The organism is Winogradskyella sp. 4-2091, assembly GCF_045765065.1.
Classification (GTDB): domain Bacteria; phylum Bacteroidota; class Bacteroidia; order Flavobacteriales; family Flavobacteriaceae; genus Winogradskyella.
The window spans coordinates 15,915-37,756 of the sequence record NZ_JBJKOD010000013.1 but is presented as its reverse complement, the minus strand read 5'-3'; the positions used below and the strand labels follow the sequence as shown (position 1 = coordinate 37,756).

Sequence of the window (21,842 nt, the reverse complement as noted above, 5' to 3'; positions counted from 1 at the left end):
ATGAAGACATCCTTAAAATATAGCGCAGTATTAGTCCTATTGGTAGGTCTTGTATCTTGCCAAAAGACTTCTAGTCGAAATTATCAATACATGCCAAATATGTATGAGTCTGTTGGTTATGAAACCTACCAAGAATCTGATGCATTTGGTAATGGACTAGAGGCGCAATTACCTGCTGAGGGATCAATTCCAAGAGGTGATTTTATGCCTTTTGAGATAGAAAACACAAATGAAGGTTATGCATTCGCGAAAGCAAACCTTAAAAATCCTTTAGATTCACTTCAAGTAAATTATGCTGAAGGGAAAGTACTATATGAAATTTACTGTGGTATTTGTCATGGAAATAAAGGAGATGGTAAAGGAAAGTTGGTTCAACGCGAAAAGATACTAGGTGTTCCTAGTTATGCAGATGTAGGTAGAGCTATTACAACTGGTAGTATTTATCATACTTTGTATTATGGTAAAAATACTATGGGTTCTTACGCGAATCAATTGAACGAACAAGAACGTTGGCAAGTGGTTGCTTATGTTGAAAAGCTAAAGGCTGATTTAGAAAAATAAGATTTAGATAAAGATTATATAAATGGAATATAAAATTTCAAATCGATTAAAAATAGGTGCTATTGTTTTAATAGTCTTAGGAGTGCTAGGAGTAGGTTACGGCTTTATGGATGCTAGTAGTGTCACTAAAGAGAATATAACTGAATTTTTAGCAAACGAAGATCATCATGGTGCACATGCTACAGAAGGTCATGGTAAAGCTCATGAAGATGTTGCTACTCATCATGAATTAGATACTCATGGAGAGGAAGCTCATGGAGCTGCGCATGCAGAAGAAGATCATTCAATGAGTCATGAAGAGCATGTATTACACCAAATACATAATAGGCCATGGTCAGCTTTATATGTTGCGGCATTCTTTTTCTTTATGATTGCCTTAGGAGTATTAGCTTTTTATGCTATTCAATATGCTGCTCAGGCAGGTTGGTCTCCAGTTTTATTTAGAGTTATGGAGGGAATTACTGCATATGTTCTACCTGGTGGTTTAATTGTTTTACTTATTGCGTTTTTTGCCGATAGTCATATTTTTATATGGATGGATGAAGACGTAGTTGCACATGATGCACTTATTCAAGGAAAAGCAGGTTGGTTAAACAAAACTGGCTTCATGATTAGAGGTTTAATATTTTTAGCTGGTTGGTCGGTTTACCGTATCTTCGCGAGGAAATTTTCAGTTGCTCAAGATAATGCTGATATTAATGATAACAGAAACTTCAAAAAGAACTTTAGAATTTCTGCTGGTTTCCTAGTATTTTATATTTATACTGAATCAATGATGTCATGGGATTGGATAATGAGTGTAGATCCTCACTGGTTTAGTACTTTATTTGGATGGTATGTATTTGCAAGTATGTTTGTAAGTGGCATTACAGTAATAGCTTTAATTACAATATACTTAAAGTCTAAGGGTCTGTTGACATTTGTAAATAATAGCCATATACATGATTTAGCTAAGTTTATGTTTGGTATTAGTATTTTCTGGACCTATTTATGGTTTTCTCAATTTATGTTAATCTGGTATTCTAATATTCCGGAAGAGGTAACTTACTTCGTAACAAGAATTCAAGATTACAACTTACCATTCTTTGGTATGTTAGCACTTAATTTTATATTCCCTTTATTATTATTAATGAATAGCGATTACAAACGTATTCCTTGGTTTGTAGTTATGGCTGGAGTTGTAATATTATGTGGTCACTATATAGATATTTTCAATATGATTATGCCTGCAACTGTTGGCGATAGATGGTTTATTGGAATTCCAGAAATTGGATCAATTTTATTATTTGGTGGACTATTTCTATTGGTTGTTTTTACAGCACTTGGTAAATACCCATTATTAGCAAAAGGAAACCCTTTCATTAAGGAAAGTGAACATTTCCATTATTAATTTTAAATAAGAACAGAAACGATAATGACTGCTTTATTAACGATTATAATTGTACTCTTTGTTGCTGTTGCCTTATGGCAAATGGTAAAGATTTTTGATTTGGCTCAGGTTGGCACAACAAATTCTCAAGTTGCAGACGACCATGATAATAAAATCAATGGCTATTTAATGATAGGATTCCTAATCTTTATTTATCTAATAACTATTCTTAGTTTTTGGTATTTAGGAGATTTACCTCTAATGTCAAACGCTGCATCAGAACATGGTGTAGAGGTAGATAATCTTATGATTATCTCAATGGTTGTCATTTTTATAGTTCAAACCTTAACTCAATTTATATTGCATTATTTTGCTTATAAGTATAGAGGAGAAAAAGGTAAAAAGGCCCTTTTCTACGCAGACAATACAACTTTAGAGTTTATATGGACTGTGATTCCTGTAATTGTATTAGCAGGTTTAATTATTTATGGATTATTTACGTGGAATGATATTATGAATATCGATGAGGATGAAGACCCTATGGTAATTGAATTATATGCACAACAATTTAGTTGGAAAGCTCGCTACAGTGGTGCAGATAATGTATTAGGTAAAGCTAATGTAAGATTAATTGATATTGATCGTGCGAACGTATTAGGTGTCGATGAAGATGATCCTAATGCTGCAGATGATGTTATCGTTACAGAACTTCACTTACCAGTTGGTAAGCCAGTTGTTTTTAAGATGAGATCACAAGATGTTTTACACTCAGCTTATATGCCTCATTTTAGAGCTCAGATGAACTGTGTACCTGGTATGGTAACTCAATTTGGTTTTACACCTACAATTACAACTGCAGATATGAGACAGAGTCCTGATATGGTTGAAAAGGTAAAAAATATTAATGCTTTAAGATTGGAACGAAAGGCAGAAATAGAGGAAGCAGGTCAAGATCTTGTTTATGAGTTCGATTATCTTTTATTATGTAATAAAATATGTGGTAAGTCTCACTATAACATGCAGATGAAGATAATTGTTGAAACACAAGAGGAATATGATGCATGGTTGAAAGAACAGAAAACCTTTCCAAACTCATTAAATTAATACAATTTTTTTAAGAAAAAGATAATTAGAGATTATGTCAGCAACTATAGATACACACGGTCACGAAGAAGATCACGACGTACATCATCATAAAGAAACATTTATAACTAAGTATATATTTAGTATTGATCACAAAATGATCGCTAAGCAGTATTTAATTACTGGTACTATAATGGGAGTTATAGGTGTACTGATGTCTATTATGTTCCGTATGCAAATTGCATGGCCAGAAGAGCCTAACTTACTTTTTGAAGCAGTATTAGGAAAATGGGCACCAGGAGGTGTAATGGATGCTGATATTTATTTGGCATTAGTTACTATACATGGTACAATAATGGTATTCTTTGTATTAACGGCAGGTTTAAGTGGTACCTTTAGTAATTTATTGATTCCACTTCAAATTGGCGCAAGAGATATGGCCTCAGGATTCCTGAATATGGTGTCTTATTGGTTATTCTTTTTGTCTAGTGTAATCATGGTTATTTCGTTGTTTGTAGAAGCTGGACCAGCAGCAGCAGGATGGACAATTTATCCTCCGTTATCTGCATTACCAATGGCATCAGGTGGTTCTGGAATGGGTATGACATTATGGTTAGTGTCAATGGCTATTTTCATTGCATCATCATTATTGGGTTCACTAAATTATATTGTTACAGTAATTAACTTGAGAACAAAAGGTATGTCAATGACAAGATTACCTTTAACAATTTGGGCATTCTTTGTAACAGCAGTAATTGGTGTAATTTCGTTTCCAGTATTATTATCGGCGGCTTTATTATTAATAATGGATAGAAGTTTTGGAACGTCATTCTTCTTATCAGATATTTTTATCCAAGGTGAAGTATTACACTACCAAGGTGGTTCTCCTGTATTATTTGAACACTTATTTTGGTTCTTAGGTCACCCAGAAGTATATATTGTAATATTACCTGCAATGGGATTAGTGTCTGAAATTATGGCATCTAATTCGCGTAAACCGATTTTCGGTTATAGAGCGATGATTGCTTCGATTTTAGCAATTGCATTCTTATCTACAATAGTTTGGGGTCACCATATGTTTATTTCAGGTATGAATCCTTTCTTAGGATCTGTATTTACATTTACAACATTATTGATTGCAATACCTTCGGCAGTAAAAGCATTTAACTGGATAACGACTATTTGGAAGGGTAATCTCCAGATGAATCCCGCCATGTTATTTTCTATTGGTTTTGTATCTACATTTATTACAGGTGGATTAACAGGAATTATTTTAGGAGATTCAGCATTAGATATTAATGTACACGATACATACTTTGTAATTGCTCACTTCCACTTAGTAATGGGTATATCTGCACTTTACGGAATGTTTGCTGGTATCTATCACTGGTACCCTAAGATGTTTGGTCGTATGTTAAATAAAAACTTAGGTTATTTACATTTCTGGATTACTGCAGTTTGTGCTTATGGAGTTTTCTTCCCAATGCACTTTATTGGAATGGCAGGTTTACCAAGACGTTATTATACAAATTCAAACTTCCCATTATTTGATGATTTAGCTAATGCAAACGTCATTATCACAATTTTTGCAATCATTGGTGGTGTTGCTCAGATAGTATATTTATACAATTTCTTTGCAAGTATGTTTTTTGGTAAAAAGGCAGAACAAAACCCTTGGAAGTCTACAACTTTAGAATGGACTACACCAGTTGAGCATATACATGGTAACTGGCCAGGAGCTATTCCTCATGTTTACCGTTGGTCTTATGACTATAGTAAGCCAGGACATGATGTAGATTTTGTACCTCAAAATGTGCCTTTAAAAGAAGGAGAAGAGGAATTACAACATTAATATTCTCAAGAGAATATAAATCTCATAATAGAGATTCACAATATCAAAGCCTTTCTGTTTTCAGAAAGGCTTTTTCGTTATATTTGTTTTGACTATGTTGTCATTCTGAACTCGTTTCAGAATCTTTATATTAATTAAATAAGATTCCAACTTTCGAGGGAACTAAAGATGAACGAAAACCTAAATCCAAACAACGACAACTTCACACCTGAAGAATTAGATGTTGAAAAAAAATTAAGACCTTTAACTTTTGAAGACTTTACAGGTCAGGATCAAGTATTAGAAAACTTACTGGTTTTTGTGAAAGCGGCAAATCTTAGAAATGAAGCCTTAGATCATACATTATTTCATGGACCGCCAGGTTTAGGTAAAACTACGTTAGCGCATATTTTAGCTAATGAATTAGATGTTGGTATTAAAGTGACTTCAGGCCCTGTTTTAGACAAACCAGGTGACTTAGCCGGATTACTTACCAATCTCGAAGATCGTGACGTTTTATTTATAGATGAAATACATCGATTAAGTCCAATTGTAGAAGAGTATTTATATTCTGCAATGGAAGATTATAAGATTGATATAATGATAGAGTCTGGCCCAAATGCTAGAACTGTTCAAATTAATCTAAATCCATTTACTTTAGTTGGTGCAACCACAAGGTCTGGTTTACTTACAGCACCAATGCGAGCGCGTTTTGGTATTAGTAGTCGTTTACAGTATTATAAAACGGAATTATTAACGACTATTGTACAGCGTAGTGCCTCTATTTTAAATATGCCAATTACTATGGAAGCTGCTATAGAAATTGCAGGTAGAAGTAGAGGAACACCTCGTATAGCGAATGCTTTATTGAGACGTGTTAGAGATTTTGCGCAAATAAAAGGTAATGGCAAAATAGATATCGAAATTGCCAAGTTTGCATTAAAAGCGCTTAATGTAGATGCCTACGGTTTAGATGAAATGGATAACAAGATTTTAACCACAATCATTGAAAAATTTAAAGGAGGACCTGTAGGTATTAGTACAATTGCGACAGCGGTAAGTGAAAGTACAGAAACGGTAGAAGAGGTCTACGAGCCATTTTTAATACAACAAGGTTTTATAATGCGAACACCTCGTGGACGCGAAGTAACAGAACAAGCGTACAAACATTTAGGAAAAATTAAAGGACCAACGCAAGGAGGTTTGTTTTAAAATAAAGCCTCAATTTGAAAAAAGAACAAAATATACCAGCAGTTCCACTTAGTAAATTCTTCAAACATTCTTTAGAAATATTAAAGAATCCTCTGCCGTTTCATCATCAGAACTTTGTAGAACAAGGTGATGTTTTTCGATTAAAAATAGGATTTAATAATAGTGTGATTTTTGTTCGTGATGCGTCTTTGGCAGAATATGTACTTCAAAAAAATCAGAAGAATTACACAAAATCTAAAATTCAAACTGAAGATTTAGTCAAGTATGTTGGTAAAGGATTACTAACATCTGAAGGTGACCACTGGAAAAAACAACGAAAACTAATTCAACCTGCATTCCATAAAAAACAATTAGTAAATCTATTAGATAACATAGAAAATGCTATTCAAACGGAATATAAAAGAATTACACCTAATTCTGTAATAGACATTTTTCCAATCCTTAATGATTTAGCATTTCAAACTGTCGTAAAGTCTTTATTTAGTATCGCTGTAAAAAAGCAAGATATTAATGACCTTCAAAATATAACTGAGGAAACACAAAAAATGTTGGTTAAGGAATTGCGTCAACCTTATTTGGGTTGGTGGTTTAGTTTAAGTGGAGAAATTAAAAAGCATACAGATTTAACAGACCAAGCTAGACAAATTTTAAAACGCATTGTAAACGACAGACGTGTTTCTAAAACAAAAGAGCACGATTTGTTAGACATGCTGTTAGATGCAAAGTACGACGATGGTTCGTCTATGGAAGAAGAGCAGCTTGTAGACGAAATTTTAATCTTGTTTGCAGCAGGCCATGAAACCACATCTAACGCATTAACGTTTGCAACACAATTATTAGCATTGCATCCAGAATGGCAAGACAAAATTTATAACGAACGTAAGGTAATAGAAGAAGAATCGGATGACTTAATGGATGTAGTAACGAAGTCTAAAATTTGTCAACAAGTTATAGAAGAAGCTATGCGATTGTATCCACCAGCTTACTTTATAGATCGCGTAAATAAAGCACCAGATACATTTAATGCTATGGAATTTGAAGCTGGATCAAATTTACTGTTTTCAGTTTACGAGATGCATCGTAATCCGAAACTTTGGGAACAACCAGACACATTTATACCAGAACGATTTAGCGAAGGAAGCCGAAAGTTTTCATCACAATATTTTCCGTTTGGAGCAGGACCAAGAAAATGCATTGGAAACAATTTTGCCATGTTTGAGATGATAATTGCCATTTCGGAATTAGTATCAAACTATAAAATTATTCCAGATTTTGAAGCCATAGAAATAACGCCTTTAATTACACTAAAACCAAAAAACGCTTTTTTAAAGTTTGAAGAGCGCACCTAATGCATAATAATACAGCCAAATACACTGAGTTAATTAAATCCGAAGCCAAGCGTCTCGGATTTTTGTCTTGTGGTATAAGTAAAGCTGGCTTTTTAGAAGAAGAAGCACCAAGGCTAGAGCGCTGGTTAAATAAAAATAACAATGGAGAAATGCGTTATATGGAAAACCATTTTGACAAGCGTTTAGATCCAACCTTATTAGTAGAAGGCTCTAAAAGTGTGGTGTCTCTATTGTTAAATTATTACCCTTCAGAGCTTCAAAGAGAGGACTCTTATAAATTATCTAAATACGCCTACGGAAACGATTACCATCATGTTATAAAACATAAGCTAAAGTCGCTGTTATATTTCATTCAAGATGAAATAGGTGAGGTTGGAGGACGCGCATTTGTAGATTCTGCTCCAGTTTTAGATAAAGCTTGGGCTGCAAAATCTGGTTTGGGTTGGATTGGAAAACACTCTAACCTTTTAACACAACAAGTAGGCTCATTCTATTTTATTGCCGAATTAATTATTGATTTAGAACTAGACTATGACACACCAGTTACGGATCATTGCGGAACATGTACGGCTTGTATAGATGCTTGCCCAACTGAAGCCATTACAGAACCATACGTGGTAGATGGTAGCAAATGCATTTCGTACTTTACTATAGAACTAAAAGAAAATATTCCAACAGAATTTAAAGGAAAATTTAACGATTGGATGTTTGGCTGTGATATCTGCCAAGACGTTTGCCCTTGGAATAAATTTTCTAAACCTCATAACGAACCCTTATTTAATCCACATCCTGAGTTATTAGATATGACCAAAAAAGATTGGGAGGAAATAACAGAAGATACGTTTAAAAAAGTGTTTCAGAAATCTGCAGTGAAACGAACTAAGTTTTCTGGTTTGGGGCGGAATGTTGAGTTTTTGAAGGATTAATTATGTTGTTGAAGAACAATAAAGAATGTAATTAAAAGTTATTTTGTTGTCAGAAAATACTTTTTTTTAATGTAAAATTATTTTTTTTGTTAAAATAAAAATATATTTTTGAATACCCTCTAGTAGCTTTTTATCCCTTTATTGTAACGAATCCTTAATCGTTAAAACTTGTCAAACCCTAATTTGACCTAAACTACTTTGCTATGCACAAAACTTACAACGTCTTAATTATAGACGATCATCCTTTTGTTATTGACGGTTTTGAACGTGCATTACATTTCATTGCTAATCAATCTGGTACTATGAGTTTTAGAACGCATAGCTCAACTTGTTGCAAAACAGCTTATGATAAATTACAAAATTACACTACGAGTCAAGATTTGGATTTGGTAATTTTAGATATTAGTTTACCTATGGATAAGAGTCTTAAAATAAGTTGTGGTAAAGATTTAGGTATCTTAATAAGAAAGTGGTTGCCAAATACTAAAATTCTGGTTTGTACTATGCATGTCAATAGCTATAAGTTAAGGCAAATACTCAATGCGTTTGACCCTTTAGGGTTTATTAATAAAGCAGACGTTAATTTTCAGGGTTTTGTAGCCGCTATTAATGATGTCTTGAACAATAAACTACATTACAGTCAGACCATTATTAATGCCATTAAGCAAAAATCCTCAAATCAAATCAATCTGGACGATTATGATATTCTTATCTTAAAAGAACTTGCTAATGGCGCAAAGATGAATGACTTATTAAAATTAATTCATCTATCTAAATCAGGTATAGATAAGCGAAAACGTCTTTTGAAAGTAAAGTTTGGTATGGATACTAATAGTGACCGTGATTTGGTTTTGGCCGCTAGAGCTAAGGGGTTTATTTAGATTTCCGTTTTTGCTTACTTTATGTGAGGATTTATGTAGTTTTATTTAAGCTGCAATGTCTACATTTACAGAACAAATAAAGAATAAAATTCAGTACTGTCCTGGTTTAGGGTTAAATATTTCTTAACACAAAAAATGTATTCAATTTGAATGAATTTGAGACTGTTAATTAATATTTCAAAGGTAAAATATAACAAAATTAAAAATATTTATTGCGCAATAAATAGGCGTTAACCGAAAAGCCATTAAATAGAGTAGGTAAAATCAAAATTAAATATTATGAAATTTAAATTAGACGATTTTAAGATTTGTGAAATTACCGAGATTAGTCAAGTTGTAGGAGGAGCAAGTGACTGTAAAACCGCATCTCATGCTTCAGCTAGTAATGGAGGGTGTGATGATGATTGGAGTTGGGATGACAGAAGTAGCAACGAATTAGCTATGGCGTAAATTATGTAGTTTTTGACTATATAAATCTTACTTATGTTGACTGCTAATTAATTGGATACTATTTCTTGTGGTTTAAGATGCTTAGCAGTCAATTTAGTATTCTAGATAGTGTAATGTTTTTTAAAATTATTTATAATTTTTGATCATTTATTAACCAAGATATGTATATTATATTTTCTGAAAAAGATGATAAACAGACAAACGAGATTATAGATCGACTTCTCTTTTATGACAAAGAGGTTAACCGCTATAACGAAGATTTTAACGAAACGCAACTTAAAGAGCTTTCAGGTTTTTTTCGGAGCCTGAAAATTACTATAAACTCTGAACTTTCTATAAAAGGAAATAAATTAGCTATCTATCATCGCAGGCCCATACCTACACTAATAAGCCTTCTTTTAGAAAGGGAATTAGTGGAAACAGATATAGTTTATCCAAACTTCAAAAAAGATTCAAGGTATTTTCGATTACTCAAAACTAATTACCTAACACACCAAAGTAGGTTTTATGAGATAGTTCTAAATAATCCCAATTATACCATTTGCAAAATTGATCATAGAGTTAACAAGCTGGATGTGCTTATAAAAGCGTCAGAATTGGGAATGGACGTACCTAATACACTAGTTTCAGGCGATAGAGAAGAGATAATTAAATTTTTTCAAGAATGTAACGAGAATATAATAACAAAATCTTTGTATGCAATAATACCAAGTTATAATGGGAATGATGAAGGATTCATATTGAAGTCTTACACTGAACCAGTAGAAGACGTAGAAATGATTCCAGAACATTGCTTTCCTGCTTTTTTTCAACAGAACATAGAAAAAGCTTACGAAGTCCGCGTTTTTTTCTTGGACGGAAAATGTTATTCCGCTGCTATCTTATCTCAAACTAACAATACCTCACATGTAGATTACCGACGTGAGGATATGGAAAACCCAAGCCGGATTGTACCATATAATCTAAATAGTAAGACAAAATCGCAAATCATAAAATTGATGAAAGTCGTGGGTCTAAATACAGGATCTTTGGATTTTATTATAGGGCAAGATGGTAAGACTTATTTCCTTGAGGTTAATCCAGTCGGACAATATGGTTTTATTAATAGCGCGTGCAATTTCAAAATTTCTGATGATATTGCTAAAAAAATGATACAATTTCATGAAAGACAGTAAACTTACACTAAAAAAGGGCAATGAACTGCCCTTGAACTATTCGTTGATCTCCGTGGAGGAAGATCAATCTAAAAAAGATATTAGTGAGGGCATGATACCTGTAGAATTTTGTAAGATATATAATGCAGACATGTTCGTAAGAAACCCTTATAAGAAAATAATAGAATATTAAATATGAAATATTTTAGATTCCATGGCAATTGTTTTATTGTAAAAGGAGCAACTCAAGCATTAGTGTATGATTTGTTTAAGAGTAGAACCATTGATATTTCGCTACAATTTGCTATGCTATATGAATCTCGGTTTTTAATTGATACATATGATGAGGTTTTGGAAAGCCATAAACAATGGAAAGAGCCAATAATTAAACTCATTAATTTTTTAATTGATAATGATTTCGCCTTTTTCACTCATGAACCAGAAAACTTCCCTCAGTTAGACATAAAGTTTAACAACGTAAAGAGGATATATAGTTCTGTTATTGAACTTGATACTAAATCTCTTCAACTCTATGAAGCTTTGATTGAAAATTTATTATCTTTTGATTGTCAATTTTTTTGTCTAATAGTAAGTGAAGATGTTTACGATCATGAGGAATTTGAAAAACTATTGGGGATATTTAAAGAGAGTCGTGCTAAATGGGTACAAGTAATAATGAAAAGGCCATATTTAGATTTTAAAGAATTGAAACAGGTAACGCATGATATGAGAATTGTTTATAAAATTTACGATGCCCCTAAAGATAAAACAATCAAAGATAGGTGGTGGCTTGAGGAGAGTCCTCATAAATTTGATATTGTTGAGTATATTTCGGACTCTTTTGATTTACGCATTAAATCCAAGTACGGAATAGAACATTTTTATCCGACTCAAGATGTATTTTTGGAATCTCAAAATCATAACCCTTTTTTTAATTTAAAAGTTTGTATTGATAAGGCAGGCAACTTCAAGAATGATCTTGCCTTTGATGAGTCTTTTGGAAATTTTAAAACCCGATCTTTTCATGACCTATTGAAAGACGAATCTTTTAAGAAGTTATGGTATATTAAAAACGATAAAATAGAAAAGTGCAAAGATTGTCAATACCGCTATCAGTGTTTAAGCAATTCGAATATTAAAGAAATTGAGGGTAAATATTTTAAAATTGATTCTTGTAATTTTGATCCTTATCAAAATGTATGGATTTAGTTTTTGGTGTTTTAGAACAATCATAAGAGACGTGCTGGAACATGACTGTGCATCAATTTTATGTAATTTAATATATTTTTAGACATTTTCTAATGTGTATTTATCTTAGTCAAGGAGAATATATTTAACTTATAGGACATAAAAATACTAATTAATGAAACACTTATGTATTATTGCTATTTTTTTGCTATGCATTGCCTGTAATATGAAAAACGAAGATCAGAAAAAGTTAGATTTTGTGGAGTTTGACTTTCATTTTGATACAGAGTCAAATGAGATGCCGTACAATTTTTCTTCATATTGGGATACCTTTCCTACAATTGTCGATAGAACAGCATGGGAATTTGCCAAAATCGGAAACATAAAAAGGATGCATGAGTTTTGGGATACGAAAGAGTCAATTGAAGTTGAACTTACGCAGAAACAACGAGATAGTTTTGGCTCCTACAAACCAATGAATGCAATAGATTACATATTAAATGAAGCTGAAGAATACCAAGTAGTCATCATAAATGAAGCTCATCAAATGCCCCAACATCGAATTTTTACCACTCGACTACTTGAAGGACTAAAAAGAAGAGGCTTTAAGCACTTAGGAATGGAAGGATATTTTAATACGCCTCATGCAGATTCAATTATGCAAGCCAATGGTTATCCTATTCTTGATTCCGGGTATTATACACAAGAACCTCAATTTGGCAATTTAATAAGAACTGCCTTTGATATGGGGTTCAATATATTTGGGTACGAAAGCAGTGGACATGCTAATGGGAAAGAAAGAGAAATTAATCAAGCCAGAAATATTGAATCCTATCTAAATCGATACCCTAACGAAAAGATATTAATTCATTGCGGTTTTGATCATGTGTACGAAGGAGATATGCCTAACAATTCCATGGATTGGGGAAGGGCGATGGCAGGGAGATTGACGGAATTTACAGGAATTGACCCATTAACCATAAATCAGACAATTTATTCTGAAAAGGGTAATAGGGATTACGAAAACTCGTATTATCAGATTACAGATCTAGAAAGACCTAGTGTTTTTGTCAATGAATCTGGTGAGCTATTTGGTCAGCAACGAAAGAAAACCTCTATTGATTTACCTCCTATGGGCACATTCAGGTATGACATAGCAGTTTTCCATCCAAGAAGTAAAAAGTACGATCGTCCGCAATGGATGGTGTATGGTGATCGTAAAGAAGTCGAAATATCATTTGTTGAAGAAAATATCCAATGCCCATGTTTGGTACTTGCCTACAAAAAAGGTGAGAAAATCGGCAAAGCCGTTCCTTATGATATACAAGAGACTGATGATAAAAAAGTTACATTAGTTTTAGATAAATCCGACTTTGAAATTGTCATATTGAATCAGAACAATATAGCCCTAAAAGCTGAATTTAACTAGGCAAACATAATTTCTGTTTAAATCGTAAAGTTTCAATAGAAAAAATGGAATTATTAAAAACTGTCCATCAATGAAAGAAAATTTTGGACATATTGAAAAAACTAATCTCTATGAGGTGTTAATCAAAAACTTTAAAAAATATTGGAATATAACCAAAGATCAAATTGATGTTTGCAATGACTGCGAGATTAGATATTTTAGTACAGATTTCAGGGCGTATAAAGAAAATCCTAAAAATACTTATTCTAAACCTTTAAGATGTGGTTATAGCCCTTATGCAAATAAGGGGAAAGAGTGGAGCACAAGTCCATTAAAACAAAAAGCTATTAAACATTATGAAATGCAAGAATTAGTGAAAAAGAATGATTAAAAATTTTCCTCACTACAAACAACCGGACTTTAAAGACTGTGGCCCTACATGTTTAAAAATTATTGCAAAGCATTATAAAAAGACTCTTTCTGTACAATACATTAGAAACATTTCTGAAACAATTCGAAGCGGTAGTAGTTTACTTAATTTAAGTAATGCAGCAGAAAAATTAGGAATTAGAAGTTTGGGTGTTAAAATAACTATTAATGACCTTAAAGAAGCCCCACTCCCCTGCATACTTCACTGGAATAAAAACCATTATGTAGTTATTTATAAAATTAAAACTTCCACCTTTTATATTTCTGACCCAGCTCACGGCCTCTTAAAATACAACCAAAAAGAATTTTTAAAACATTGGATTGGTAATAACGCTACAGAAGATACAGAGGAGGGCATCGCATTATTATTAGAGCCCACAGCAAAATTTTACGAAACAGATTTTGACAAGGACAAAACAGAATTTGGTTTTAAGTTTCTTTCAAAATATCTATTCAAATACAAACGCTTTTTATGGCAATTAGTAATCGGCTTGATAGCAGCCAGTTTACTACAACTTATTTTTCCATTCTTAACCCAAAGTATTGTAGATGTTGGTATAGAAAACCAAGATATTCATTTTATTTATTTAATCCTATTTGCACAATTAGCGTTATTTATTGGTAGAACAGCCATTGAAGTTATTAGAAGTTGGATTTTATTGCACCTCAGTACACGTATTAATATTTCCTTAGTTTCAGATTTTTTTATTAAACTAATGAATTTACCTATTGCGTTTTTCGACACGCGTATGACAGGTGATATTCTTCAACGCATCAATGACCATAAACGTATTGAGCAGATATTAACTACATCGTCTTTAAATGTGTTGTTTTCAATGGTAAATTTATTGGTATTCAGTTTTGTATTAGCATATTATAATCTAATTCTGTTTGGGATATTTCTATTTGGTAGTTTTTTGTATTTCTTATGGATTATCATTTTCTTAAAAAAGCGTAGAGATTTAGATTATAAACGCTTTTCAGAAGTTAGCCAAGAACAAAGTAAAGTCATAGAGCTCATCAATGGTATGCAAGAAATAAAGTTGCATAATGCAGAGAAACAAAAGCGTTGGTCTTGGGAGTTTGTGCAAGCACGTTTGTTTAAAGTCTCTATAGAAGGTTTGGCATTAGAACAATACCAAAGTGTAGGCTCAGGTTTTATAAATGAGGTTAAGAATATACTAATTACGGTATTATCTGCAAAGTTGGTTATTGATGGTGATATAACTTTGGGTATGATGTTAGCCATTAGTTATATCGTTGGGCAATTAAACTCGCCAATTGCACAACTCATTAACTTCATTAGAGAAGTCCAAGATGCTAAAATATCCTTAGACCGTTTATCGGAAATCCATAATAAAGAAGATGAAGAACAACAAGATACTGAGAAGATTACAGACATTCCTTTAGAAGCTAACTTAGAATTATCTAAAGTATCATTTCGTTATATTGGCTCAGACCAAATGGTTTTACAAGATTTAGATTTAACCATTCCATCCAATAAAGTCACGGCAATTGTTGGTGTGAGTGGAAGCGGTAAAACCACCTTAATGAAACTGCTATTAAAGTTTTATGATCCAAACAGTGGACAAATTAAAATAGGTAATCACGATTTGCAAAACGTATCTCAAAAAACATGGAGGCACCAGTGTGGTGTGGTAATGCAAGAAGGCTATATTTTTAATGATACTATTGCTAATAATATTGCGGTTGGCGAAGATTACGTAGATAAAAAAAAATTAGCACATGCGGTAGATGTTGCCAATATAAAAGAATTTATAGAAAACTTACCATTAAGCTACAATACCAAAATTGGAATGGAAGGTGTTGGCGTGAGCACAGGACAAAAACAAAGATTGTTAATAGCTAGAGCGGTTTATAAAAACCCTAATTTTTTGTTTTTTGATGAAGCTACATCAGCTTTAGATGCTAATAACGAAAAAGTGATTATGGAAAAACTTAATACCTTTTTTGAAGATAAAACGGTTGTGGTTATTGCCCATCGCTTAAGTACAGTAAAAAATGCACACCAAATTGTAGTTTTAGATAAAGGAAAAATTGTGGAAGTAGGTAATCACGATGCTTTAGTGAAGCAGAAAGGAAATTACTTTCATTTAGTTAAGAATCAGTTAGAACTTGGAAATTAATTATTTGGTTAATCGAGGGAAGCTTGAAGGCATAAGATGGAAGTTGAAACGGAGGATTGTCCCCTTGAGGGGACATTAGTGGTGCTTGTTGATAGGTCAAAAAGGAATAAATGGAAAACAAACTAGATAATATAGAGCTGAGAAGCGAAGAAGTACAAGAAATACTTACCAGAGTACCACATTGGATGATACGTTGGGGAAATGTGTTGTTCTTATCTTTAATATTGATGGTATTGTTTTTGTCTTGGTTTGTAAAATACCCAGATATTATAGCTTCTGAAGCGTTGGTAACAACCCAAGTGCCACCGCAGAAAGAATATGCGAAAATTACTGGAAAATTGAATACGCTTTTAGTAACAGATAATGAAAGTGTAATAGATAATCAACCACTAGCGATATTGGAGAATACAGCCAATTACAAAGATGTTTTTAAGCTAAAATCTATAATAGACACTATTACAGTAAATAGTAAATCTTTTTACTTTCCAATAGATAGTTTACCCATTTTATTTTTAGGAGATATAGAATCTCAATTTGCCTTGTTTGAGAATAGTTATATTCAATATAAATTAAATAAAGAATTAGAACCGTTTTCTAATGAAGCTTTGGCAAATCGATATTCCATATCAGAACTCAACAGACGTTTACAAAGTCTAAAATCACAACGCGATCTTAATAAAACAGAATTAGAATTCAATTTAAAAGATCTAAACAGACAAACCACATTATTCGAAAAAGGTGTGATTTCGGCACAAGACTATGAAAATAAGCAATTGCAATACGCACAAGCAGAGCGTAATTATAAAAACTTTGAAGCTTCCATATCCCAAATTCGAGAAGGAATTAGTAATGCCAACATGACTTCAAAAGGAACAGAAATCAATCGTGTTAAGGAAGAAATGATATTGCTTAAAAATGTGATTCAATCATTTAATCAACTCAAAAAAGCCATTAAAGATTGGGAATTTCAATTTGTGTTAAGTTCAAATATTAATGGCAAGGTTTCTTTCTTAAATTACTGGAATATTAATCAAACGGTTAATCAAGGAGATTTAGTGTTTACTATAATTCCGAGTGAGAATAGTTCATATATTGCGAAGCTTACTACACCATCTCAAAATTCTGGTAAAATTAAAGCAGGACAAAGTGTAAATATAAAACTAGAAAACTATCCAGATACTGAATTTGGTGTGTTGAATGGAACAGTTAAAAATATATCTCTTATACCAGATAAAGACGGATTATACTTTGTTGATGTTAATCTTCCTGAAAAAATGATAACTTCTTATAAAAAGGAAATAGACTTCAAACATGAAATGCGTGGTTCAGCCGAAATTATTACAGAAGATTTGAGATTGATAGAACGTTTTTTTTATCAGTTTAGAGAAGTTTTAAAACGTTAACTGTATAATATTAAGTAGCGATTAGCATTAATTTTACTCTATGCATCGTTTTTCTAAATCGCATAACGAACCTTTGTTTAATCCACATCCTGAGTTATTAGATATGACTAAAAAGGATTGGGAGGAAATCACAGAAGATACGTTTAAAAAAGTATTTCAGAAATCTGCAGTGAAACGCACTAAGTTTTCTGGTTTAGAAAGGAATATTAAGTTTTTAAAATAATTTCTATCGAAAGCTAAACCCAAAAGATAATTTTAATGCAAGGTTATCATTAGAATTATTTAAATGATGATAACCGTAACGATAAAAAGCACCAAACCCTAGTCCTAAATAACCTATATTTAAATAAGGGATTTTTAAGATATTTTGAAGTTCTAAACCTGTTTCTAAAAACAACTCTTCCTTTGTTGAGAAATCTATGAACTGATGATCAGAAGCTGCTTTTAAGCTACCAATCCCAATATTGTTGTGTAATAATACATCTGGTTGAAAATAGCCCTTGTTGTTAAATAATCTACCAAAATTATGTGTTGTAAATAAATGTGCATATCTATCTGACAAGAATTCATAAGGCTTTACAGTTTGAAAATAATTCTCAACGATAAATGGTAGTTTTTTATCAAAAGTGCCTTCTCCTGTAAACAATAAACCAAATGGAAGAGTGCTATCTATATAACCCAAATCTAATTTATAAGTGGTTTCCCCAATGCCTTTAATTATAAAACTATCATCAAGTGTAAATTTTAATTTGTTATAATTAAAATCTCCATCTAAGGCGCCATTTAACCCTCTTGAATACATTAAATTTAAAATTGGTGCATTACTTGGTAGACGAGTTATAATGCCAAAATTATTGATTAATTTTTCATTGACATGGTAACTAATACCAATATTAACTTCAGTGTTATTGTAGTTAGTAATTGATATATTATTCTGGTTAAAAGTATAATCATAGAGCGGTTTAATTTCTGCTGTATTGAAGCCAATAAACCAGTTAATGTTTCTTAACAATTTCATGTCAGTTCTAAAACTAATGCTTTCTACAGCATCCATTTCACGAGCAATCCAATTGCGAGGATTAAATGGGTTTTCAATTTCATTACCAGAGAACGTACCAACTTCTCTAATTGTATTTTTATAGTCTAAAGCTATAGAAATATCTTTTTTTCCTGGGACATCAAATGCAATAGATCCACCATATTTCCATTCTTTATCTTTAATTCCGTAGCCAGCAAAGGCACCGAAAGAAATATTTTTAAGAATATTATCGTTGGTATAGACACCCAATCCTAGTCTTGTGTCTTCATGTTTATTAGCTCTAAAAATGTTGAGTAAATCAATATCTATATACTTTAAGGGGAAGCGTCCTTTTTGTAACTTTTGAGGTAAAGCCAATACCTTGTCTAAATTTACTTTGTCTCCAATGCTATCAATAAATACATAGGTTCTTAATTCCTTTTTATCTAATATTCCTTTTCTATATTCATCCCAATATTTAGAATTCTTATTACCAACATTTTTAGATAATGTAAGAGAAACTAAAGGGAAATCTTTTTTAGATAATGACGCATTTGGTTTAATTTCTGACAAGTAACTTTTACCTATGTATTTAAAACTACCAAACCCTTCGCCAATAACAATTTCAAAATTTAGTTGTTCTGGGAACCAATAATTCCCGTCGATATAACTATACTTTTGTTGTAGTTTAAACTCAACTTTACCGGAATTTACGGTTCTAGCATCTACACTTTCTAAAGCATACTTGTTGGAGTTGATATAGAGTAAACCCTCTAATCCATCGAAATTTCGATTGGCTTTAGGTTCAAAAGAAATTACAAAAATGGTATCATTATTTTTTATAAATTCTTCCTTTAGACGAAACTTATATTTTTTGGTGCTTCCTTTAGAAATAGGATTGAGATAATTTATTTCAAACCAATTAAGATGTTCTTTATAAAAAGAAAAGGGTTGTAAGCTGTTCGCTAATAGAGCGAAATTAGGGTTTTTAAAACCAGATGTTCTAGTCGCAATAATACTGTCCTCAGTAAACCTTGGTTTTAAATATTTGTGTTTGGCTATTGTTTCAGTTATAAATAAGTAAGAATCTTTAAATGCCGATTGTGTCGTTTTTAAAGTATCACTTTGTGGCTTGGTATCATCCATGTCAACATATATTTTGTCGTAAGAGATATATGTAAATGAGTTTAAATTTTCAGGATTATTTAGCGCTTTGTTGCTGACTACATTTTTAATAATTCTATGTGCTGGGTTTTCACTATCTATAAATACTTCATCTAATCGACTAACTTTTGAGGTCAGTTCTATCAATTCTGACCTTAATTGCGCTACATTAACAACTCTGGTCTCATAACCAACATAACTTATCGTTATCGTTTTAAGATGAGACGGAATGTAAAAAACGCCATCAATATCTGAAGATGTTCCTTTAAAATCCGTTTTACTAAAAAGAATATTAGCAAAGGGAATGACCTCTTTTGTGGCGCTATCAATCAGTTTAAATTTCTTTAAAGTTTGAGCACTTGCAGCTAAGCTTACAAAAAAGACAAATAAAATTAATAACTTTTTCATTTATTGAATTTGAAATAGGTCTAGAAAATTAAACAATTTTTATAAGTATTGACCATTACAGCCGACATTCATTTACTTATATTTGTAGCTTAATTCTTTTTGATTATGAGCAAACAAAGCAAACGCATAGAAGCTTTAGTATATCACGCTAAACCAACTCCTGGAAAGATAAAAGTAGTACCTACAAAAAAGTATGCATCGCAACGCGATTTGTCTTTGGCTTATTCACCAGGTGTAGCAGAACCTTGTTTAGAAATTGAAAAAGACGTTAATAATGTTTATAAATACACAGCTAAAGGAAATTTAGTTGCTGTGATCTCTAACGGAACAGCTGTTTTAGGGTTAGGAAACATTGGACCCGAAGCCTCTAAGCCAGTAATGGAAGGAAAAGGTTTGCTCTTTAAAATTTTTGCTGATATAGATGTTTTTGATATTGAGGTAGACACAGAAGATGTAGATGCGTTTATAGAAACTGTAAAAAATATAGCACCAACTTTCGGTGGTATTAATCTTGAAGATATTAAAGCGCCTGAAGCCTTTGAAATAGAACGTAGATTAAAGGAAGAATTAGACATTCCTGTAATGCATGATGATCAGCATGGAACAGCCATTATTTCTGCGGCAGCATTAATAAATGCATTAGAGATTGCAGAAAAGAAAATTGAGGATGTAAAAATAGTAGTTAGTGGTGCTGGTGCAGCAGCTATTTCTTGTACAAGATTATATCAAGCTTGTGGTGCGCGTCGCGAAAATATAGTAATGCTAGATAGTAAGGGTGTTATTAGAGATGACAGAGACAACCTTACAACTCAAAAAGCCGAGTTTGCTACAGATCGTAAAATAGATACGTTAACTGAGGCTATGGAAAATGCTGATGTGTTTATTGGTTTATCTCAACCAGATATAGTTACTCCAGAGATGTTAAAATCAATGTCTGCTAATCCTGTTGTATTTGCAATGGCAAATCCGGTTCCGGAGATAAATTATCAGTTAGCAATTGATACAAGAGAAGATATTATTATGGCAACTGGTCGTAGTGATCATCCTAACCAAGTTAATAATGTTCTTGGATTTCCATTTATTTTTAGAGGAGCTCTCGATGTAAGAGCTACTAAAATAAATGAAGAAATGAAGATGGCAGCTGTAAAAGCGTTATCTAAATTAGCAAAAGAAGCAGTGCCAGAACAAGTGAATATTGCGTATGCAGAAACTCGCTTAACGTTTGGTAAAGATTATATAATTCCAAAACCGTTTGATCCAAGATTAATTGCAGAAGTTCCACCTGCAGTAGCAAAAGCAGCTATGGAAAGTGGAGTGGCACAAGAGCCAATTGAAGACTGGGACCGTTATAAAAATTCGTTGTTAGAGCGTTTAGGTTCTGATAATAAATTGGTGAGAATGCTTTTAAGTAGAGCAAAAACAAACCCTAAAAGAGTCGTTTTTGCAGAAGCAGATCAATTAGATGTTTTAAAAGCAGCACAAATTACGCATGATGAAGGTGTCGCTATTCCTATATTACTAGGTAGAAAAGATGCGATTGTTAAGCTGATGGATGAAATTGAGTTCGATGCTGATGTACAAATCATAGACCCTAAGTCTGATGAAGAACTAGAGCGTAAAAATCGATATGCAAAAGCCTATTGGGAAAAACGAAAAAGACAAGGTGTAACCATCTATTCAGCAGAAAAGAAAATGCGCGAGCGTAATTATTATGCTGCAATGATGGTAAATGAAGGTGATGCAGATGCTGTTATTACCGGTTATTCTCGTAATTATCCTTCAGTTGTAAAACCAATGTTAGAGTTAATTGGGATGGCAGAAGGTGTCGCCAGAGTAGCTACTACAAACGTTATGATGACAC

The 21,842-nt window shown here is 32.5% G+C and carries 17 protein-coding genes and 1 pseudogene; 17 read left to right on the top strand and 1 reads right to left on the bottom strand.

Annotated features, from left to right (window positions below):
• From ACJBCC_RS14565 to ACJBCC_RS14490, 16 genes and pseudogenes are all read left to right on the top strand, one after another.
• Entirely contained in the window at positions 1-561 is a 561-nt protein-coding gene (locus ACJBCC_RS14565) for a cytochrome c (RefSeq protein WP_299098654.1), read from the top strand.
• 22 nt (positions 562-583) lie between these two features.
• Positions 584-1,951 carry a quinol:cytochrome C oxidoreductase gene (locus ACJBCC_RS14560; RefSeq protein ID WP_299098655.1) on the top strand — a complete coding sequence of 456 codons (1,368 nt, stop codon included), beginning with the start codon at positions 584-586 and terminating at the stop codon, positions 1,949-1,951.
• 24 nt (positions 1,952-1,975) lie between these two features.
• Entirely contained in the window at positions 1,976-3,034 is a 1,059-nt protein-coding gene (locus ACJBCC_RS14555; RefSeq protein WP_299098657.1) for a cytochrome c oxidase subunit II, read from the top strand.
• Positions 3,035-3,068: 34 nt separating this feature from the next.
• Complete coding sequence (locus ACJBCC_RS14550) at positions 3,069-4,865, top strand: cbb3-type cytochrome c oxidase subunit I (protein WP_299098659.1); 1,797 nt, start codon at positions 3,069-3,071, stop codon at positions 4,863-4,865.
• Between the two features lie 168 nt (positions 4,866-5,033).
• The gene (gene ruvB / locus ACJBCC_RS14545; RefSeq protein ID WP_299098661.1) at positions 5,034-6,056 is read left to right on the top strand and encodes a Holliday junction branch migration DNA helicase RuvB; all 1,023 of its coding nucleotides are present in this window, start codon (positions 5,034-5,036) and stop codon (positions 6,054-6,056) included.
• A 14-nt stretch (positions 6,057-6,070) separates the two neighbouring features.
• Positions 6,071-7,405 carry a cytochrome P450 gene (locus ACJBCC_RS14540; protein ID WP_407557591.1) on the top strand — a complete coding sequence of 445 codons (1,335 nt, stop codon included), beginning with the start codon at positions 6,071-6,073 and terminating at the stop codon, positions 7,403-7,405.
• Positions 7,405-8,331: a tRNA epoxyqueuosine(34) reductase QueG gene (gene queG, locus ACJBCC_RS14535; protein WP_299098665.1), complete on the top strand. Its 927-nt coding sequence runs from the start codon at positions 7,405-7,407 to the stop codon at positions 8,329-8,331. The genes ACJBCC_RS14540 and queG overlap by 1 nt, the downstream gene beginning before the upstream one ends.
• Positions 8,332-8,534: 203 nt before the next feature.
• The gene (locus ACJBCC_RS14530) at positions 8,535-9,212 is read left to right on the top strand and encodes a response regulator (RefSeq protein WP_299098667.1); all 678 of its coding nucleotides are present in this window, start codon (positions 8,535-8,537) and stop codon (positions 9,210-9,212) included.
• A 279-nt stretch (positions 9,213-9,491) separates the two neighbouring features.
• A complete protein-coding gene (locus ACJBCC_RS14525; RefSeq protein ID WP_299098669.1) occupies positions 9,492-9,662 on the top strand; it encodes a hypothetical protein in 171 nt (56 codons plus the stop codon).
• A 161-nt stretch (positions 9,663-9,823) separates the two neighbouring features.
• Positions 9,824-10,837: a hypothetical protein gene (locus ACJBCC_RS14520; RefSeq protein WP_299098671.1), complete on the top strand. Its 1,014-nt coding sequence runs from the start codon at positions 9,824-9,826 to the stop codon at positions 10,835-10,837.
• Positions 10,838-11,011: 174 nt separating this feature from the next.
• Positions 11,012-12,025 carry a hypothetical protein gene (locus ACJBCC_RS14515; protein WP_299098673.1) on the top strand — a complete coding sequence of 338 codons (1,014 nt, stop codon included), beginning with the start codon at positions 11,012-11,014 and terminating at the stop codon, positions 12,023-12,025.
• A gap of 205 nt (positions 12,026-12,230) precedes the next feature.
• Complete coding sequence (locus tag ACJBCC_RS14510; RefSeq protein WP_299098675.1) at positions 12,231-13,433, top strand: hypothetical protein; 1,203 nt, start codon at positions 12,231-12,233, stop codon at positions 13,431-13,433.
• A gap of 70 nt (positions 13,434-13,503) precedes the next feature.
• Entirely contained in the window at positions 13,504-13,803 is a 300-nt protein-coding gene (locus tag ACJBCC_RS14505; protein ID WP_299098677.1) for a hypothetical protein, read from the top strand.
• Entirely contained in the window at positions 13,799-15,988 is a 2,190-nt protein-coding gene (locus tag ACJBCC_RS14500) for a peptidase domain-containing ABC transporter (RefSeq protein WP_299098769.1), read from the top strand. The genes ACJBCC_RS14505 and ACJBCC_RS14500 overlap by 5 nt, the downstream gene beginning before the upstream one ends.
• Before the next feature lie 110 nt (positions 15,989-16,098).
• Positions 16,099-17,391 carry an HlyD family secretion protein gene (locus tag ACJBCC_RS14495; RefSeq protein WP_299098679.1) on the top strand — a complete coding sequence of 431 codons (1,293 nt, stop codon included), beginning with the start codon at positions 16,099-16,101 and terminating at the stop codon, positions 17,389-17,391.
• Between the two features lie 43 nt (positions 17,392-17,434).
• A pseudogene (locus ACJBCC_RS14490) lies at positions 17,435-17,614 on the top strand (tRNA epoxyqueuosine(34) reductase QueG); the annotation flags it as partial.
• Positions 17,615-17,617: 3 nt separating this feature from the next.
• On the opposite strand, the gene ACJBCC_RS14485 reads toward ACJBCC_RS14490, so the two are convergent.
• Positions 17,618-19,981 (bottom strand): DUF5686 family protein, encoded by a 2,364-nt coding sequence (locus ACJBCC_RS14485; protein ID WP_299098681.1) that lies wholly within the window; start codon positions 19,979-19,981, stop codon positions 17,618-17,620.
• Positions 19,982-20,086: 105 nt separating this feature from the next.
• Here ACJBCC_RS14485 and ACJBCC_RS14480 point away from each other — a divergent pair.
• Positions 20,087-21,842, top strand: a 1,756-nt coding sequence (locus tag ACJBCC_RS14480; RefSeq protein WP_407557590.1) for an NADP-dependent malic enzyme, incomplete at its 3' end; no start/stop codon positions are given.

Excerpts from the sequence above, each read along its gene's own strand:
- ACJBCC_RS14565 (WP_299098654.1), top strand. The coding sequence starts at position 1 with ATGAAGACATCCTTAAAATATAGCGCAGTATTAGTCCTATTGGTAGGT.
- ACJBCC_RS14560 (WP_299098655.1), top strand. The coding sequence starts at position 584 with ATGGAATATAAAATTTCAAATCGATTAAAAATAGGTGCTATTGTTTTA.
- ACJBCC_RS14555 (WP_299098657.1), top strand. The coding sequence starts at position 1,976 with ATGACTGCTTTATTAACGATTATAATTGTACTCTTTGTTGCTGTTGCC.
- ACJBCC_RS14550 (WP_299098659.1), top strand. The coding sequence starts at position 3,069 with ATGTCAGCAACTATAGATACACACGGTCACGAAGAAGATCACGACGTA.
- ruvB (WP_299098661.1), top strand. The coding sequence starts at position 5,034 with ATGAACGAAAACCTAAATCCAAACAACGACAACTTCACACCTGAAGAA.
- queG (WP_299098665.1), top strand. The coding sequence starts at position 7,405 with ATGCATAATAATACAGCCAAATACACTGAGTTAATTAAATCCGAAGCC.
- ACJBCC_RS14530 (WP_299098667.1), top strand. The coding sequence starts at position 8,535 with ATGCACAAAACTTACAACGTCTTAATTATAGACGATCATCCTTTTGTT.
- ACJBCC_RS14525 (WP_299098669.1), top strand. The coding sequence starts at position 9,492 with ATGAAATTTAAATTAGACGATTTTAAGATTTGTGAAATTACCGAGATT.
- ACJBCC_RS14520 (WP_299098671.1), top strand. The coding sequence starts at position 9,824 with ATGTATATTATATTTTCTGAAAAAGATGATAAACAGACAAACGAGATT.
- ACJBCC_RS14515 (WP_299098673.1), top strand. The coding sequence starts at position 11,012 with ATGAAATATTTTAGATTCCATGGCAATTGTTTTATTGTAAAAGGAGCA.
- ACJBCC_RS14510 (WP_299098675.1), top strand. The coding sequence starts at position 12,231 with ATGAAAAACGAAGATCAGAAAAAGTTAGATTTTGTGGAGTTTGACTTT.
- ACJBCC_RS14505 (WP_299098677.1), top strand. The coding sequence starts at position 13,504 with ATGAAAGAAAATTTTGGACATATTGAAAAAACTAATCTCTATGAGGTG.
- ACJBCC_RS14495 (WP_299098679.1), top strand. The coding sequence starts at position 16,099 with ATGGAAAACAAACTAGATAATATAGAGCTGAGAAGCGAAGAAGTACAA.
- ACJBCC_RS14485 (WP_299098681.1), bottom strand. The coding sequence starts at position 19,981 with ATGAAAAAGTTATTAATTTTATTTGTCTTTTTTGTAAGCTTAGCTGCA.